The organism is Acidovorax sp. LjRoot117 (assembly GCF_964252695.1).
Classification (GTDB): domain Bacteria; phylum Pseudomonadota; class Gammaproteobacteria; order Burkholderiales; family Burkholderiaceae_C; genus Acidovorax.
Genome location: NZ_CAXUPO020000009.1, coordinates 215,952 through 231,566, shown reverse-complemented (window position 1 = coordinate 231,566; position 15,615 = coordinate 215,952). Strand labels below are relative to the sequence as shown.

The 15,615-nt window shown below is 67.8% G+C and carries 11 protein-coding genes; 10 read left to right on the top strand and 1 reads right to left on the bottom strand.

The features are described from left to right. Positions 1–1,218, bottom strand: a 1,218-nt coding sequence (locus tag ACSQ3D_RS21165) for a PAS domain-containing protein (RefSeq protein ID WP_436128199.1), incomplete at its 3' end; no start/stop codon positions are given. 423 nt (positions 1,219–1,641) lie between these two features. On the opposite strand from ACSQ3D_RS21165, the gene ACSQ3D_RS21160 reads away from it, so the two are divergent. The 10 genes from ACSQ3D_RS21160 (at position 1,642) to ACSQ3D_RS21115 (ending at position 15,589) form a co-directional block, all read left to right on the top strand. Further along, entirely contained in the window at positions 1,642–2,190 is a 549-nt protein-coding gene (locus tag ACSQ3D_RS21160) for a hypothetical protein (protein ID WP_436128198.1), read from the top strand. Next, positions 2,177–2,914, top strand: a complete 738-nt coding sequence (locus ACSQ3D_RS21155) for a hypothetical protein (protein ID WP_200912395.1) — start codon at positions 2,177–2,179, stop codon at positions 2,912–2,914. Before ACSQ3D_RS21160 ends, ACSQ3D_RS21155 begins: the two co-directional genes overlap by 14 nt. 338 nt (positions 2,915–3,252) lie before the next feature. Then, positions 3,253–5,844 carry a DNA mismatch repair protein MutS gene (gene mutS, locus ACSQ3D_RS21150; protein WP_436128197.1) on the top strand — a complete coding sequence of 864 codons (2,592 nt, stop codon included), beginning with the start codon at positions 3,253–3,255 and terminating at the stop codon, positions 5,842–5,844. A 181-nt stretch (positions 5,845–6,025) separates the two neighbouring features. Then, complete coding sequence (locus ACSQ3D_RS21145; protein ID WP_056413095.1) at positions 6,026–6,853, top strand: proteasome-type protease; 828 nt, start codon at positions 6,026–6,028, stop codon at positions 6,851–6,853. A gap of 61 nt (positions 6,854–6,914) precedes the next feature. Then, positions 6,915–7,736 carry an alpha/beta fold hydrolase gene (locus ACSQ3D_RS21140; protein WP_396504102.1) on the top strand — a complete coding sequence of 274 codons (822 nt, stop codon included), beginning with the start codon at positions 6,915–6,917 and terminating at the stop codon, positions 7,734–7,736. Positions 7,737–7,887: 151 nt separating this feature from the next. Then, positions 7,888–8,709, top strand: coding sequence for a carotenoid biosynthesis protein (locus tag ACSQ3D_RS21135; RefSeq protein ID WP_436128196.1), 822 nt, complete (start codon positions 7,888–7,890; stop codon positions 8,707–8,709). After that, on the top strand, positions 8,706–10,235 hold the full coding sequence (locus ACSQ3D_RS21130) for an oxygenase MpaB family protein (protein ID WP_436128195.1): 1,530 nt from the start codon (positions 8,706–8,708) through the stop codon (positions 10,233–10,235). The genes ACSQ3D_RS21135 and ACSQ3D_RS21130 overlap by 4 nt, the downstream gene beginning before the upstream one ends. Before the next feature lie 17 nt (positions 10,236–10,252). Beyond that, the gene (locus tag ACSQ3D_RS21125; RefSeq protein WP_436128194.1) at positions 10,253–12,037 is read left to right on the top strand and encodes a diguanylate cyclase domain-containing protein; all 1,785 of its coding nucleotides are present in this window, start codon (positions 10,253–10,255) and stop codon (positions 12,035–12,037) included. Between the two features lie 72 nt (positions 12,038–12,109). Then, positions 12,110–13,921, top strand: a complete 1,812-nt coding sequence (locus tag ACSQ3D_RS21120; protein WP_436128193.1) for a diguanylate cyclase domain-containing protein — start codon at positions 12,110–12,112, stop codon at positions 13,919–13,921. Positions 13,922–14,095: 174 nt separating this feature from the next. Beyond that, on the top strand, positions 14,096–15,589 hold the full coding sequence (locus ACSQ3D_RS21115) for an FAD-binding oxidoreductase (protein ID WP_056413080.1): 1,494 nt from the start codon (positions 14,096–14,098) through the stop codon (positions 15,587–15,589). Positions 15,590–15,615 lie beyond the last annotated feature (26 nt).

Here is a 15,615-nt window from a genome sequence, read left to right as displayed (position 1 = left end):
ACGGTCGGTGATGTCCATGGTGAAGCCATGGGACACCACCGAGCCGTCGGGCTCGCGGTGCGGTATGGCGTTGGTCATGTGCCAGCGGATGCTGCCGTCGGGCATGCGCACGCGGTATTCGCACTGCCAGGGCACGAGCTTGCGCACCGAGGTGATGGCGGACCTCTGCACATGCGGCAGGTCCTCGGGCAGCACGCGCAGCATCAGCACCTCGTGGTCGGCCGTCACCTCGTGCGGCTCCACCCCCATGAACTCGCGCACCGCGTCGCTGATGTACTGCACGCTGGTGCTGCCGTCGGCATGCAGGCGGTATTCGTAGATGAAGCCGGGGATGCGGCTGGCGATGCGCTGGATGAAGAGCAGCTGCTCGCGCAGCTGTTCGGCCGCGCGGTGCTCGTCCGTCACGTCCTGCACCACGCCCATCACCACCTGCACGCCGTCGCGCGGCAGCGTGCGCTGCACGCGCGAGCGCATCCAGCGCACCTCGCCATCGGGCCGGCGCCAGCGGTACTCCACATCCAGGCCCTGGCCGCGCTCGCGCACCTTGTCGAACACGCCGCGGTCCTCGGGCAGGATGCCGCTCACGGCGCGCTCGGGATCCACCCACTCCTGCTGCTCGAAGCCGGCGATGTTGCACAGGCCGGGCGACCACAGCAGCACGGTCTCGCCCGGGTCCTCGATGCGGCGCCAGTGCCCTGCGCGGGCCAGGCTTTCCATGGTGTTGAAGACGTCGGTCTGCTCGCGCAGCTCACGGCGCACTTCTTCGAGGGCGTGCTCGGCGTTGGCCAGCGCGGCACGCAAGGTCTCGGCCTCGGTGGCGTCGCGCACTGTGACGACGATGCAGTCCGTGGTCACGCGGCGCGCGGACAGGTCCCAGGCCAGCAGCAGGCGCCCGGCTTCGCGCACCACCTGGCGGCACTCCAGCGGCGCCCCCACGCGCACGACGCCGTGCAGCTGGTCCAGCAGCTGCGTGCCGGCCAGCAGGTCGAACACCTCGCTGGCGTCCGCACCGGGGTGGCGCACCGCACCGAGCCCCGGCATGCGGCGCGCGGCGGCATTGGCGGCCAGCAGCAGCAGGCGGCCGCCCTGCAACCGGAACTCCATCAGCGCCACCGGCACCGCATCCACCAGGGCCTGCAGGCGCGCCTGCGCCATGGGCTCGATGGCCCCTTCGCCAGCGGGAGCAAGAAGGTCGGTCAGCAGTTCGGACGAAATCACGGTCGGTCTGAAACCTCTGAAGGAAAGGGGCCTGCGCGCGCACAGCAGCCGGTTGCAAAGCCGTGGCGGCCACTGCGCCAGGCCATGGCACAGCATACAGGCAAGAGTATGTCAAAACGTAACGCCATGACAAACAGACATGTAACCGCGTGAGGGGAAACCCCAGGGGTTGAATGGCTGGTCTCCCTGCATGTCCGAGACGTTGGAACACCACACACCCACGATGCTGCAGTACAGGTCAGCGACAGGGCATGCGGTTGTTGATCAGTGCCAGTGACGCCGTCCCCTCATTTTTTATAGTCTCCAACCTGTCACTCTTGCCCCTACCTTGTCAGTACCCATCCGCGTAGATTCTCCAAAGCTTGCCAAACGCTCGTGCATCAGCGATATTCGCAATTCACGAATAGCGAATTCACATCGCCCATGGACCTCAAACCCCAAGACCTGCTGGTGCTGCTGAAGGTTGCAGCCCACCCGCCCCAACGGTGGCCATACGCCGCCTTGGGCGAGGCGCTGAGCATGAGCGCTTCGGAAGCGCATGCCAGCGTGAAGCGGGCCGTGGCATCAGGCCTCGCCGTGGCGCCGTCACGCGTCGAATGGTCACCGGTCCGGCCGAACCTGCTCGAGTTCATGCTGCATGGCGTGCGCTACGTCTGGCCGGCCACGATGGGCCCCGTCAAGCGCGGTGTCCCGACGGCATTCGGAGCCGAGCCGCTGGCCAGCCAGTTGACAGTTGCGCAAGGAGAGGCGCCCGTGTGGGCACATCCTGACGGCAAGGCCAAGGGACCGACGCTGTCACCGCTCTACCGCACCGCTGCGCAGGCGGCTCTGGCCGACCCGTCGCTCCATCGCCTGCTGGCCTTGCTCGATGCCTTGCGCACAGGCAGGGCGCGCGAGCGCAACCTTGCTGCCCAACTCCTGGAGACCGAACTGATGCGCTTACACGCTGAGGCACCCGATGCGGGCCGATGATCCGAATCTGCCGCAGCTCCGCCAGATCGCCGAGGCATTGGGCGATCTGCGTGAACAGGTGGTGTTCGTCGGCGGTGCCGTCGCCGGCCTGCTGGTGACGGACCCGCTGGCCGACCCGGTGCGCGCCACCCGCGACGTCGATGCGGTAGTGAACGCCAGTCGAGCCCTGTTTTATCGCATCGAGGAAGCCGTGGCGCAGCGTGGTTTCGCGCGCGATATGAGCAGCGATGTGATCTGCCGCTGGGTGCACAAGGAGTCGGGCCTCCTGCTCGACCTGATGCCGGTGCAGCCGCAGGTGCTGGGGTTCTCCAACCGGTGGTATCCGTATGCGGTTGAAAGTGCAGCGCCTGCGAATTTGGGATCGGGCATCACGATTCGGCTGGTCAGCGCCGTGGCCTTCGTGGCGACCAAACTGGAGGCCTTCGCAGGCCGCGGTGGCGGCGACTACCTGAGCAGCCACGACATCGAAGACGTGCTCAACATCGTCGATGGACGCGAGGAGCTGGCCAGTGAGATGGCTGTGGCGCCCGCCGCGCTGCGGCAGGCCGTGAGCACAGCGTTGACTCAACTGCTGGCGAGCCCGGACTTCGCGAACGTGCTGCCAGGCATGATTGCCGAGCCGCAGCGGTCCGGGTTGGTCCAGCAACGCCTGAAGGCCATGTGTCTGGGCGATGAGTTCGTCCAGCCGGGAGATTTCAGCGGGCACCCTCCTCGAAATCTGTAGGTGGTCCCAGGCCGCTGAAGCAGCCAAGAACGGATCACCTGCTGGCCGACATCTGGCGCATGAGCATTGAGGGCATCCGGCAGACGGTGTTGTCTTTCATAGATGCCGAGAACATCAGGATTTTTCACTGCAGTTCGAAGGCGGGCGCCAAGCGATAGCCAGATCAACGAAAATGCGCTTCGGTCCAAAACAGCCCCCTCCCCAAAGCATCGGCAGGGCTGACGGCAATGGAAAATCCCTGGCAATGCGAGACCAAGAAATAGCTGGTTAAGTTGTTGAACACACAAGACAAATCCCAAACACCCGCAGGGGAGCAGGACCTCGCCGGTCATACCCCCATGATGCAGCAATATCTAGCGCTCAAGGCCGGGTACCCCGACACGCTGCTGCTCTACCGCATGGGCGACTTCTACGAAGTCTTCTGGCAGGACGCCGAGAAGGCCTCGCGCCTGCTCGATATCACGCTCACGCAGCGCGGCCAGTCGGGCGGGCAGCCGGTGCTGATGGCAGGCGTGCCCTTCCATGCGCTGGAGACCTACCTGGCGCGCCTGATCAAGATGGGCGAGTCGGTGGCCATTGCCGAGCAGGTGGGCGAGGTCGGCGCGGCCAAGGGACCGGTGGAGCGCAAGGTGGTGCGCGTGGTCACGCCCGGCACGCTGACCGACACCGAACTGCTGTCCGACAAATCCGAATCGCTGCTCATGGCCGTGCACCAGGCGCCCCGCGCGCGCTGCGGCCTGGCCTGGCTGAGCGTGACCCAGGGCCGCGTGTACCTGGCCGAATGCGCGCACGACGAACTGGGCGGCTGGCTGGCGCGCGTGGCCCCGAGCGAGCTGATCTACAGCGCCGGCGTGACCGAGCGCTTCGAGCAGCAACTGCAGGTGCTGCGCCAGGGCGGCGCCTTCACCTGCCCCATGAGCCCGCGGCCCGACTGGCAGTTCGACAGTGCCCTGGGCGAGCGCAAGCTGTTGGAAAACCTGGGCGCGGCCAGCCTGCAGGCCTGGGGTGCACAAGACCTGGGCGAGGCGAACGCCGCCGCCGCCGGGCTGCTGGCGTATGCCGAGCACACGCAGGGCCGCACGCTCACGCACGTGCACAGCGTGCAGGTGCAGCGCGGCGACGACCTGATCGACCTGCCGGCCACCACGCGACGCAACCTCGAACTCGTCAAGACGCTGCGCGGCGACGATGCACCCACCCTGTTCTCGCTGCTCGATACCTGCATGACCGGGATGGGCAGCCGCCTGCTCAAGACCTGGCTGCTCGAGCCCCAGCGCGACCGCGACCAGGCGCGCCAGCGACTGTCGGCCACGACGGCGCTGCGCGGCGACGCGGGTGCCGGCGGGGGCAGCGGCCCGTGGTCCCTGCTGCGCGGCGAACTCAAGGGCGTGAGCGATGTGGAGCGCATCACCGCCCGCATCGCCCTGCGCCAGGTGCGCCCGCGCGAGCTGGTCGCCCTGTGCAAGACGCTACAAAAATCAGAGCACCTTGCGCTTTCCGGGCAAGCGCCAGAGCCCTATTTGATTCAAATCTTCAGCCACCTGCACCCGCCCGAGGGCTGCACCGCGCTGTTGTGCGCGGCCATCGACGAGGAGCCCGCGGCCCTGGTGCGCGACGGCGGCGTGATCGCCAGCGGCTTCGACACCGAGCTGGACGAGCTGCGCGCCATCCAGACCAACTGCGATGCCTTTTTGCTGGACCTGGAAACGCGCGAGAAAGCCCGCACGGGCATCCCCAACCTGCGCGTGCAGTTCAACAAGGTGCACGGCTTCTACATCGAGGTCACCAGCAGCCATGTGGACAAGGTGCCCGACGACTACCGCCGCCGCCAGACGCTGAAGAACGCCGAACGCTTCATCACGCCCGAACTCAAGACCTTCGAAGACAAGGCACTGTCGGCCAACGAGCGCGCCCTGTCGCGCGAGAAGTGGCTGTACGAGCAGATCCTGGACCAGCTGCAGCCCCACGTGCCCGCCCTCACCCGACTGGCCCAGGCCCTGGCCGCGCTGGACGTGCTGTGCACCCTGGCCGAGCGCTCGCTCACGCTCAACTGGTGCGCGCCCCAGTTCGTGCCCGAGCCCTGCATCGAGATCGAGAACGGCCGCCACCCGGTGGTGGAGGCGCGCCTGGCCGAGACATCCAGCGGCAGCTTCATCGCCAACCACACGCGCCTGAACGCCAACACGCGCATGCAGATCATCACCGGCCCCAACATGGGCGGCAAGAGCACCTACATGCGGCAGGTGGCGCTGATCGTGCTGCTGGCCTGCATGGGCAGCCACGTGCCCGCATCGCACTGCCGCCTGGGCCCCATCGACGCGATCCACACCCGCATCGGCGCGGCGGACGACCTGGCCAACGCGCAGTCCACCTTCATGCTGGAGATGACCGAGGCCGCGCAGATCCTGCACGCCGCCACGCCGCACAGCCTGGTGCTGATGGACGAGATCGGCCGCGGCACGAGCACCTTCGACGGCCTAGCGCTGGCCAGCGGCATCGCCACGCACCTGCACGACAAGACGCGCGCGTTCGCTCTGTTCGCCACGCACTACTTCGAACTGACCGAGCTGCCCGCCAAGGCACGCCACGCCATCAACATGCACGTGAGCGCCACCGAGTCCGGCGCGGACATCGTCTTTCTGCACGAGATCCAGCCCGGCCCCGCCAGCCGCAGCTACGGGATCCAGGTGGCCAAGCTGGCGGGCATGCCGTCTCCCGTGCTGCACCACGCCCGCCATGCCCTGGCCGCGCTGGAAGAGCGTGCGGGCGAAAACGATCTGCAGGTGGATTTGTTCGCCACGCCGGAGGCCCCCGAGGGCGCGGGCGCCAGCCCCATCGAAGCAGCCCTGGCGGGCATCCACCCCGACCAGCTGAGCCCGCGCGAGGCGCTGGACGCGCTTTACCAACTCAAGAAGATGCTGGCCAATTGAGTGTAAATGCCACCTGCCGCATGCCTGGCGTGCGCTGCCAGCTATTATTTCAATAGCAATTCACTCAAAACTGCGCCAGCGCCGTGCGGCGCGCAGGGCCTTGCACGGGCCATGCACCAACCTGGAGCGCAAGCCGGACTAAACTTGCGGGTTCCCCCACCCTAGACCCACCATCTGCTCCATGACGTATTGCGTCGCCATCAAACTCAACGCCGGGCTGGTTTTCCTGTCCGATTCCCGTACCAACGCCGGCCTGGACCAGATCAGTTCTTTTCGCAAGATGATGGTCTATGAGAAGGCGGGCGACCGCTTCATGGTGCTGCTGTCGGCCGGCAACCTGTCCATCTCCCAATCGGTGCGCGAAATCTTGCAGACCGAGCAGCTCAAGGACGGCGACTCGGGCGAGACCATCTCCATCTGGAACGCCAAGAGCATGTTCGACGCCGCCCGCGTGCTGGGCGCTGCGGTGCGCCATGTGCACGAGCGCGACGGCCTGGCGCTCAAGCGCTCGGGCGTCGACTTCAATGTGTCAATGGTGTTCGGCGGCCAGATCAAGGGCGAGGGCATGCGCCTGTTCCAGGTCTACTCGGCCGGCAACTTCATCGAGGCCACGTCCGAGACGCCGTACTTCCAGGTGGGCGAGTCCAAATACGGCAAACCCGTGCTCGACCGCGTGCTCACGCCCGAAACGCCGCTGGACGAAGCCGCCAAGTGCGCGCTGGTGTCCATGGACAGCACGCTCAAGTCCAACCTGTCGGTGGGACTGCCGCTGGACCTGGTGGTCTACGAGGTCGACCGCTTCTCCACCGAGAAGGTGGTCTGCATCGACGAGAACAACCCGTACTTCCGCATGCTGCACGACAACTGGGGCCAGAAGCTGCGCGAGGTGTTCGACAGCATCGAGGACCCGGCCTGGGGCGGCGGTGCCACCAACGTTCCCATCATGGTGAACCCTGCGCGCAGCAAGCCGCTCAAGAAGATCACCAACCACCTGGACAAGCTCATCTGACCTGCCCCGCGCGCCCCGTCCGGGGTGCCGGCTGCAGCCCTTGCTCCCTGCGCGTACCTCCATGCTCCCCATCGTTTTCTCGCACGCCAACAGCTTTCCGGCGTGCACCTACCGCGTCCTCTTCCAGCACCTCAAGGCCCGCGGCTTCGAGGTGCATGCCGTGGAGCGGTACGGCCACGAAGCGCAGTACCCCGTCACCAACAACTGGCCGCACCTGGTGCAGCAGCTGGCCGACTTCGCCACGCCGCAGGTGCAGCGCCTGGGCCAGCCGGTGTTTCTGGTGGGGCATTCGCTCGGCGGCTTTCTGAGCGTGATGGCTGCCGCGCGCCACCCCGAGCTGGTGCGGGGCGTGCTCCTGATCGACTCGCCGCTGCTGGGCGGCTGGAAGGCCAATGCCGTCGACGTGGCCAAACGCACGCAGGTGGTGGGCTCGATCTCGCCGGGCAAGATCAGCCGGCAGCGCCGCTTCAGCTGGGCCAGCAACGACGAGGCGCTGGAACACTTTCGCAAGAAAAAGGCGTTCGCGCGCTGGGACCCGGAGGTGTTGCACGACTACGTCACCCACGGCCTGGTGGACCACGATGGCAAGCGCATCCTGGGGTTCGACCGCGCGGTGGAAACCGCCATCTACAACACGCTGCCGCACAACCTGGGCCGGCTGCTGGCCGCGCACCCGCTGCAGTGCCCCGCCGCCTTCATCGGCGGGCGCGACTCCGAAGAGATGAAGCAGGTGGGCATGGCCCTGACCCTGCGCATCACGCAGGGCCGCACGATGATGCTGGACGGCAGCCACCTGTTCCCGATGGAGCAGCCGGTGGCCACCGCGGCGGCCATCGAGGCCTCCTTGCTCAATCTCGCTTCGCTGAAAGCCCTGACCCCGTGATGCGCTGAGCCGCCACGGTGCGACGCTGATATAACACCAAAACGGCCCGCAAAAGTACCGAAAAGGCACTGAGGTTTCTGCAAAAACAAGGGGCGCGAATCACGGGCGCATCCTCTACACTGGGGGTTTGTTACAGCGTGATACACCCCACATGCCTGCAAAGACTCCCCTGACTGCCCGACTGCCCGCGGTGACCTTCGCGTTGCTCGCGGCATTCCTGGTGGTCACGGCCTTGCGCACGCACAACGACACCACCATTGCCATCGTCACTGCGTCGGTGCTCATGTTCGCGTGCTGCTGGGCCAGTGCCACCCATTTGCTCGGCGCCCGCCCGGCGCTGCAGTTCGTGCTGATCGCGGTGAGCCTGGGCTGGTTCGCCGAGCAGATGGGCAGCACGCACGGCTGGTTCTTCGGGCACTACACCTACACCGATGTGCTGGGGGCCCGGCTCGTCAACGTGCCCATCGTCATCCCCATGATGTGGTTCTCGCTCACCTACGCGGGCTACGTGATCAGCAACCTGATCGTGTGGCAGTCGGCAGTGGACGGCGCGCCGGGGCTCGGCAATGCGGCCATGCTGTCGTTCCTGGCCGCGATGATCGTCACCGCGTTCGACCTGGGCGCCGACCCCTACCTCGTCTACACGCTCAAGGCCTGGATCATGGCCAAGACCGACGGCGCCTGGTTCGGCGAGACCGTGCAGGGCTTTTTCGGCTGGGTGTTCGTCGCCTTCTGCATCATCTTCAGCTTTCGCCTGTCGGTGCGCCGCCGCCCGCTGCAGCCCGTGAGCCCCTTCCTGCGGCGCCACGCGCTGGTCCCGCTGGCCATCTACGCGTCCGGCATGGTGTTCCAGATGGTCCTGGGCAACCCGGTGGAGATCCGCTCGATCGCCCCGTTTGCCATGGGCATACCGTTGCTGTGCGCCATGGCGGGATTCCAGCGCTGGCGCACCCCCACAGAAGCCGCAGCATGAAGACAGCCACCATGACGAACTCCCGCCACTTCCCGCTTCCCGACGCCGAACTGGCCGGCATGCAGCACCACGCCGACCCGCTGGCCGACCAGACCATTGCCGACATGCTCGGCCCCTGGCCCCCCGGCATGGTGGATGCCGATGCCGAGCAATGGAAGCGCCTGGACACGGTGAACATCCTGCTGGGCCAATGGGCCGACAACGCGGGCATCGCGCAGTGGACGGTTGCGGTGGGCCCGGTGCATGGCACCGTGGGCGGCAAGCCGGCCGATGGCTATGTGGACCAGGCCATGGCCGATGCGCTGAACCACTATGTCCGCACCGCCCAGGTGCTGCCCGACTGGGCCGACGCCCGCCAGATCGAGCGCGCCGAAAAGCTGTTCATGGAGCACGGCGCGCTGTCGTGCATCCTGCTGTTTTGCGCCAGCCTGCCCGAGTGCTACGTGATCCCCGACCTGTCGGCCGTGCTGCACACCGCCGGGCAGCTGGAGCAGAACACCGAATACCGCATCCGCTCCACCGCCGCCATGATCTTTCCGGTGATGATGCACGGCGGCCTGAGCGAACGCGGTGCGGGCGTGGCGCAGGTGCTGAAGGTGCGACTCATCCACGCCACCATCCGCAACCTCATCCTGCACGGCAGCCCGCAGCGTGCCGTGGACCATCTGAAAGCAGGCGATGCCAGCGCCATCGCGCCCACGCCGCTGCCCGCCAACGGCGGCCGCGGCGTCACCATGTTCCAGATGCTGCATGCGCGCGGCTGGGACGTGGCCGATGACGGCCTGCCCTGCAACCAGGAAGAGCTGGCCTACACGCTGCTGACCTTCGGCTATGTGTTCCTGCGCAGCCTGCACAAGCTGGGCATCGGACTGCCGCGCCACGAGGAAGAAGCCTACCTGCATGCCTGGAACGTGGTGGGCCACGTCCTGGGCATCGAACGCTCGCTGATGGTCGACACCATGGAGCAAGGCCAGGTGCTGATGGCGCAGATGCAGGCGCGCGGGCGCGCAGACCCGATCAGCCCCGATCCCCGCCCAGCCCTGGGCCAGGCGCTGATGCAGACCATGGCCAAGGCTTTGCCGTGGGACATCGTCAAACCCTTCCCCCAGCTCATGACCCGCTACCTGTGCGGGCGCGACACGGCCAGCGACCTGGGACTGACCCAGCCCGTGCCCTGGTCGTCGGCGCTGTTGTTCTGGGTGGTGCTGATCGCGGCGCGCGTGCTCGATGCGGTGGTGCGCCTGGCAATGCCCCGGTTCTCGATAGTCCGCGCCCTCACCCGCGTGCTGGGCTACCACTTCATGAGCCGGGTGCTCATGAGCCAGACACGGCCTTTGCAATTGCCGACCGCGCTGCTCAACCAGGTCGACGACGTGGTCCACAGCTGGAGCGACGACCCCAACGCACCCCGTTGGCTCAACCGCCTGGAAGACCGCCTCACCACGCACGGCAGCTGGAGCCTGGGCCTGGGCCGGACCCAGAAGGCGCAGGCCACGGGCTCCGCGCAGGCGCAGCGACCCGCGTAACCAGGGCCTCCCCACTGATGCACCTGTTGCTCCATGCCCTCCTGCTCCCGGCCCGGCTCTGGCGCGCGCATCGCGGCTTGGCACTCACCCTGCTGTGGCTGCTCGCACCCATGGCCGTGCCCCTGCAGGCACGGGCTGACGCGCCCCTGGTGCTGACGCAGGCCCGGCCCCAGGTGAATGCGTGGGAAGCCATCACCCTGCAGGCCGACCCCACGTACAGCCTCACGGCCGAGGACATGCTGGAACGCCTGGACGCGTTCGAGGCGCCCGCCCGGCGTGGTGGATCATTGGGTGTGCACAAGGCCGCGATGTGGCTGCGCATTCCCGTCATTGCGCCCGAGGCCCCGCGCACGCCCTGGGTGGTGGATCTGGGCTACAGCTCGCTGCAGGCCGAGATCTACCTGACCCGCGGCGGCCAGGTGATCCAGAGACTGCGCACCCGCCAGCCGGGCGAGGGGCAGCTGTCCAGCCGCACCCCTGCGATGGCGTTCGAGCTGCAGCCCGGGCAACCGTACGACCTGCTGATCCGGGTGCAGGCGACGGGGCCGCTGATCCTGCCCATCACGGTGGGGGAGATGCCCTATCAGATGCATGCAGCCCTGAGCGAGCAGATGCTGCAGGGCCTGCTCAACGGGCTGGCGTTCTTCCTGCTCGCTTACAGCCTGGTCCAGTGGGTCACGCAGCGCGACCGGATGTTCGGCTTCTATGCGCTGGTGGTGCTGGGCAGCGCGATTTTTTCGCTGCAGTTCTTCGGCCTGGGCGCCCAGTTCCTGTGGCCCGACAATCTCTGGATGGGCCGGTATGCGGGCCTGGCAGCCGGGCTGATGGCCCTGGCGGGCTCGTTCCTGTTCCTGGGCCACACGCTGGCCGGCGACACACCGCACAGCCGGTACGCGCGCACCATGCGGGCGGGCGCGGCGATCACCGCCGCGGTGTGCGCCGCGCTCGTGCTCGGCTGGGTGAGCGTGCCCATCGGCATTGCCTACATGAGCCTGGCGGGTGCCCTGCCCTCCCTCATCAGCCTGCCCGCGGCCATCACGCGGGTGCGGCGCGGAGACCCGATCGGCGCCACCCTGCTGGCTGCATGGGTCGCTTTCGGCGTCGCCGCCGCGGTCATGGTGTGCCTGGTCCAGGGCTGGGTGCCCGCGAACTTCTGGACGCTGCATTCGTTCCAGTTCGGCGCCACGCTGGACATGCTGCTCTTCTTTCGCGTGCTGGGCCTGCGCGCCAACGCGGCCCAGGCACGCGCCGTGGAAGCCATGCAGGAGCGCGATCTGATGCGCTCGCTGGCCCACACCGACCACCTCACCGGCCTGAGCAACCGGCGCGGCCTGCAGCATGCGCTGCATTCCGCGCTGGCGCAGTGCTCCGAGCAGCGGCTGGTGGCGCTCTACCTCATGGACCTGGACGGGTTCAAACCCGTCAACGATGCGCACGGCCACGACGTCGGCGACGACCTGCTGGTGGCCGTGGGCCACCGCCTGCAGCGCAGCGTGCGCCACCACTCGGACATGGTGGCCCGCATGGGCGGCGACGAGTTCATCATCATGGCGCAGGGCCTGGAAACACCGCAGCAGGCGCATGAGCTGGGCCAGGCGCTGCTGCGTGCCTTCGAGCAGCCGTTCAGCCTGAGCCACTTGCGGCTGCACGTGGGGCTCACGGCAGGCTATGCCATCGCGCCGCTGGACAGCGCAGACCCGCAGGTGCTGCTGCGCCTGGCCGATGCAGCCATGTACGCCGGCAAGCAAGACGGCAAGCGCACGGTACGCCGTGGCCGCAACGACCTGGCGCCGGCCACCTGAACGAGACAGCCACACCACCTGCAACCCCGCGACCCTGCTGCCTCCTATACTGCCCAAGCGTCGATCCACACCATGCGCACCGTCCCCCTCTTGCTGCCGTGGCAACGGTTGCCGGCCCTCCTCAGGCGCTGGATGATGGGCTGCGTTCTGGTGTGGCTGTCGGTGGGGTGCCACGGCAGCTGGGCACAGGGCGACGGCCACGGCCACGACAGCCGCATCCTGCTGCGCGACGAGGTGCACTCGCACGAAGCCTGGCCCGCCGTCACCATCCTGAACGACGCGTCGCGCGTGCTGTCGGTGGACGACGTCATGCGGCGCACCGCCGAGTTCGCCGCGCCCCCGCGCAGCAGCGGAACGCTGGGCGTGCGCACCGACGCAGTGTGGGTGCGCGTGCCGGTCAGCGTGGCGCCCAGCTCCGACGGCACCTGGGTGCTGGACATCGACTACCCCGTGCTGCAGCGCATCGAGGTCTACCTGACCCATGGGAGCCACGTGACCCAGCAGGCCACGCTCGGCAGCCTGCAGCCGTTCTCGCAGCGCCCGCTGCGCACCCGCACGCATGCCCTGCCGCTCCTGATGCAGCCGGGCCACCACTACGACCTGCTGCTGCGCGTGGAGACCACCGGCGCGATGGTGCTGCCCATCACGCTCAACAAGCCCACCGCATGGCACAGCGCCGCCATGAACGAGCAGATGCTGCAGGGCATCCTGACCGGCCTGGCGCTGTGCCTGTTGATCTACAGCCTGGCGCAGTGGATCAACCTGCGGGACATCCTGTTCCTGCAGTACGCGCTGCTCATCACCGGCAGCACGCTCTTTTCGCTGCACCTGTTCGGCCTGGGATCGCAGTACCTCTGGCAGGACAACATCTGGCTCGAGCTGCATGCCGCAGGCCTGTCGGCGCTGATGGCCACCTGCGGGTCGTTCCTCTTCATCAGCCAGGCCCTCGTGGGCCACCGGCCGCAAAGCCGGCTGCTGCGCGCCATGCGGGCCGGCGCGGTGCTGTGCGCGCTGCTGGCCGTGGTGCATGCGCTGGACGTGCTGAGCACCGCGGCCATCGCCGCCGTGGTGAGCATCCTCGGGCTGGTCCCGGCGCTCATGGGCATCCCCGGCGCCGTGCGCCGCGCGCGGCAGGGCGACCCGGTGGGCACCAGCCTGCTGCTGGCCTGGCTGATCTACTTTGCCGCCACCGCCACGGTGATCGGCGTCATCCGCGGCTGGGTGCCGGTGAACTTCTGGACCATGCACTCGTTCGGCTTTGGCGCCACGCTGGACATGCTGCTGTTCATGCGGGTGCTGGGGGTGCGCACCAAGGCGCTGCGCACCGAGGCCATCGACGCCAACCGCGAACGCGATGCCATGCGCTCCCTGGCCCACACCGACCCGCTCACCGGGCTGCCCAACCGGCGCGGGCTGAACATCGCGCTGGCCTCGGCCCTGCCCCGGTGCGGCCCCGACAAGCTGCTGGCGGTGTACGTGATGGACCTCGACGGCTTCAAGCCCGTCAACGACCGGCACGGCCACGATGTGGGCGACGAGCTGCTGGTGGCCGTCACGCGCCGCCTGCAGGGCCACCTGCGGCAAAGCGACGTGGTGGCGCGCCTGGGCGGCGACGAGTTCGTGGTGATGACGGGCGACCTGGGCAATGCGCAGCAAGCCCACGAGCTCGGGCTCAAGCTGCTCGATGCCTTTCGCTCGCCGTTCTCGCTGGGCCAGCTGCAGGTGCAGGTGGGCCTGACCATCGGCTACGCGCTGGCGCCGGAGGACAGCAACGACGCCGTGGGCCTGCTCAAGCTCGCCGATGCGGCCATGTACAGCGGCAAGCAGGGCGGCAAGTTCTGCCTGCGGCGCAACACCGGCGACCTGGCGCTGTCGTCGTCCTGACCTGCCTTGCTGTGGCCCCGCGGCGGGAGGAGTGTCGGGGGGTGGCCGCCGTGCCCGGCGGGCTGCCGACCCCTCGCATGCACTGCGCGGGCAACAGCGGTCATTCAGCACTGGTCAAAACCCACGGCCTGCGATAAACACGGGGCTCCCTTTCACTCTGGAGGATAGTTCGCCATGCCCCATCGCAAGAGCCCTGCCCGTCATGCCAAGGACGAACGCATCGCACTTTTCAGGTCACACGCCGCATTGAACACGGCCGCCGTGGTTGCCGGCGACGGCGCCGGTGAAGCCATCTCGTGGGAGGCCATCGCCGAACTCGAATACAACATCGTCGGGCGCGTGGTGCTGCCGTCGGACCGCAACTACGACAAGGACCGGCAGGAGTCGAACCCCGCGTTCCAGGCCTACCCCCAGGTCATCGTCTACTGCGTGTGCGAAGGCGACGTGCTCGAATGCCTGGCCGTGGCGCGCAAGTACCGGCTGTGGGTGGCGGTGCGCAGCGGCGGCCACAGCACGGCAGGCTACTCGGTCAACAGCGGCATGGTGATCGACCTGAGCGGCATCTCGGGCGTCACGCTCGACCCGCTGGCCCGGCGCGTGCATGTGCTGCCCGGCACCGACTTCGACACCTTCAACGGTGCCATGAGGGGCACCGGCTGGCACGTGCCCACCGGCGCCTGCGGCAATGTGCGCGTGGGCGGCTTCGTGCAGGGCGGCGGCTTCGGCTACACCTCGCGGGCCTTCGGCATCCAGAGCGACATGGTGGAATCCTTCCGCGTGGCGCTGGCCGACGGCAAGATCGTGCTGGCCAGCGCGGCCGAAAACCCCGAGCTGTACTGGGCGATGCGCGGCGGCACCGGCGGCAACTTCGGCGTGCTGCTGCAGGTGACCTACCGCATGGTGCGCCTGGACGACGTGTGGGCCTGGGCCATCAGCTGGGACGAGGCCCATGCCGCCGAAGTCCTCACCCTCATGCAGCGCGACTTCATGAAGACCGGCGCGCCCGATGCGCTGGGCTACATGATGAACCTGGGCTACCAGAACGGCGTGCCCGTGTACATGGTGCAGGGCATGTACACCGGACCGCGCGATGCGGGCCTGGCGGCCATCGCGCCGCTGCTGGCCGTCCCCAGTGCGAAGCTGCTGGTGGACAAGACCGGCAGCTACCCGGCCATGAACACCTGGCTCGAAGACCACCCCTACACCCTGCCCGACAACCTGCCCAATGGCGTGGCCGAGTCCAAGGCCAGCGGCTACATCAGCGCGCGCCTGAGCACCGCCGACTGGCAGCGCATCATCGACTACTTCAAGACCTCGCCCAACACCTGGTCGCTGGCCTACCTGGAGGCCTACGGCGGCGCCATCAACCGCTACCCGGTGGAAGACAGCGCCTTCATCCACCGCAGCGCAGATGCCGACCTGGTGGTGGACGTGTTCTGGCGCAACCCGGCCGAGCGGGCGCAGATGGAGGCCTGGCTCGACGGCTTCATGGCGCTGGTCAAGCCGTTCCTCAACGGCCACGTCTACCAGAACTACCCCGACGGCAGCCTGGAGAACTTCGCCGACGCCTACTGGGGCCCGGCCTACCCGCGGCTGCGCAAGGTGAAGGCGCAGTACGACCCGACCAACTTCTTCCACTTCGCGCAGAGCATCGCGCTGCCGGGGTAGGAGCAGCTTGCCGCCAGGGCCCAGCG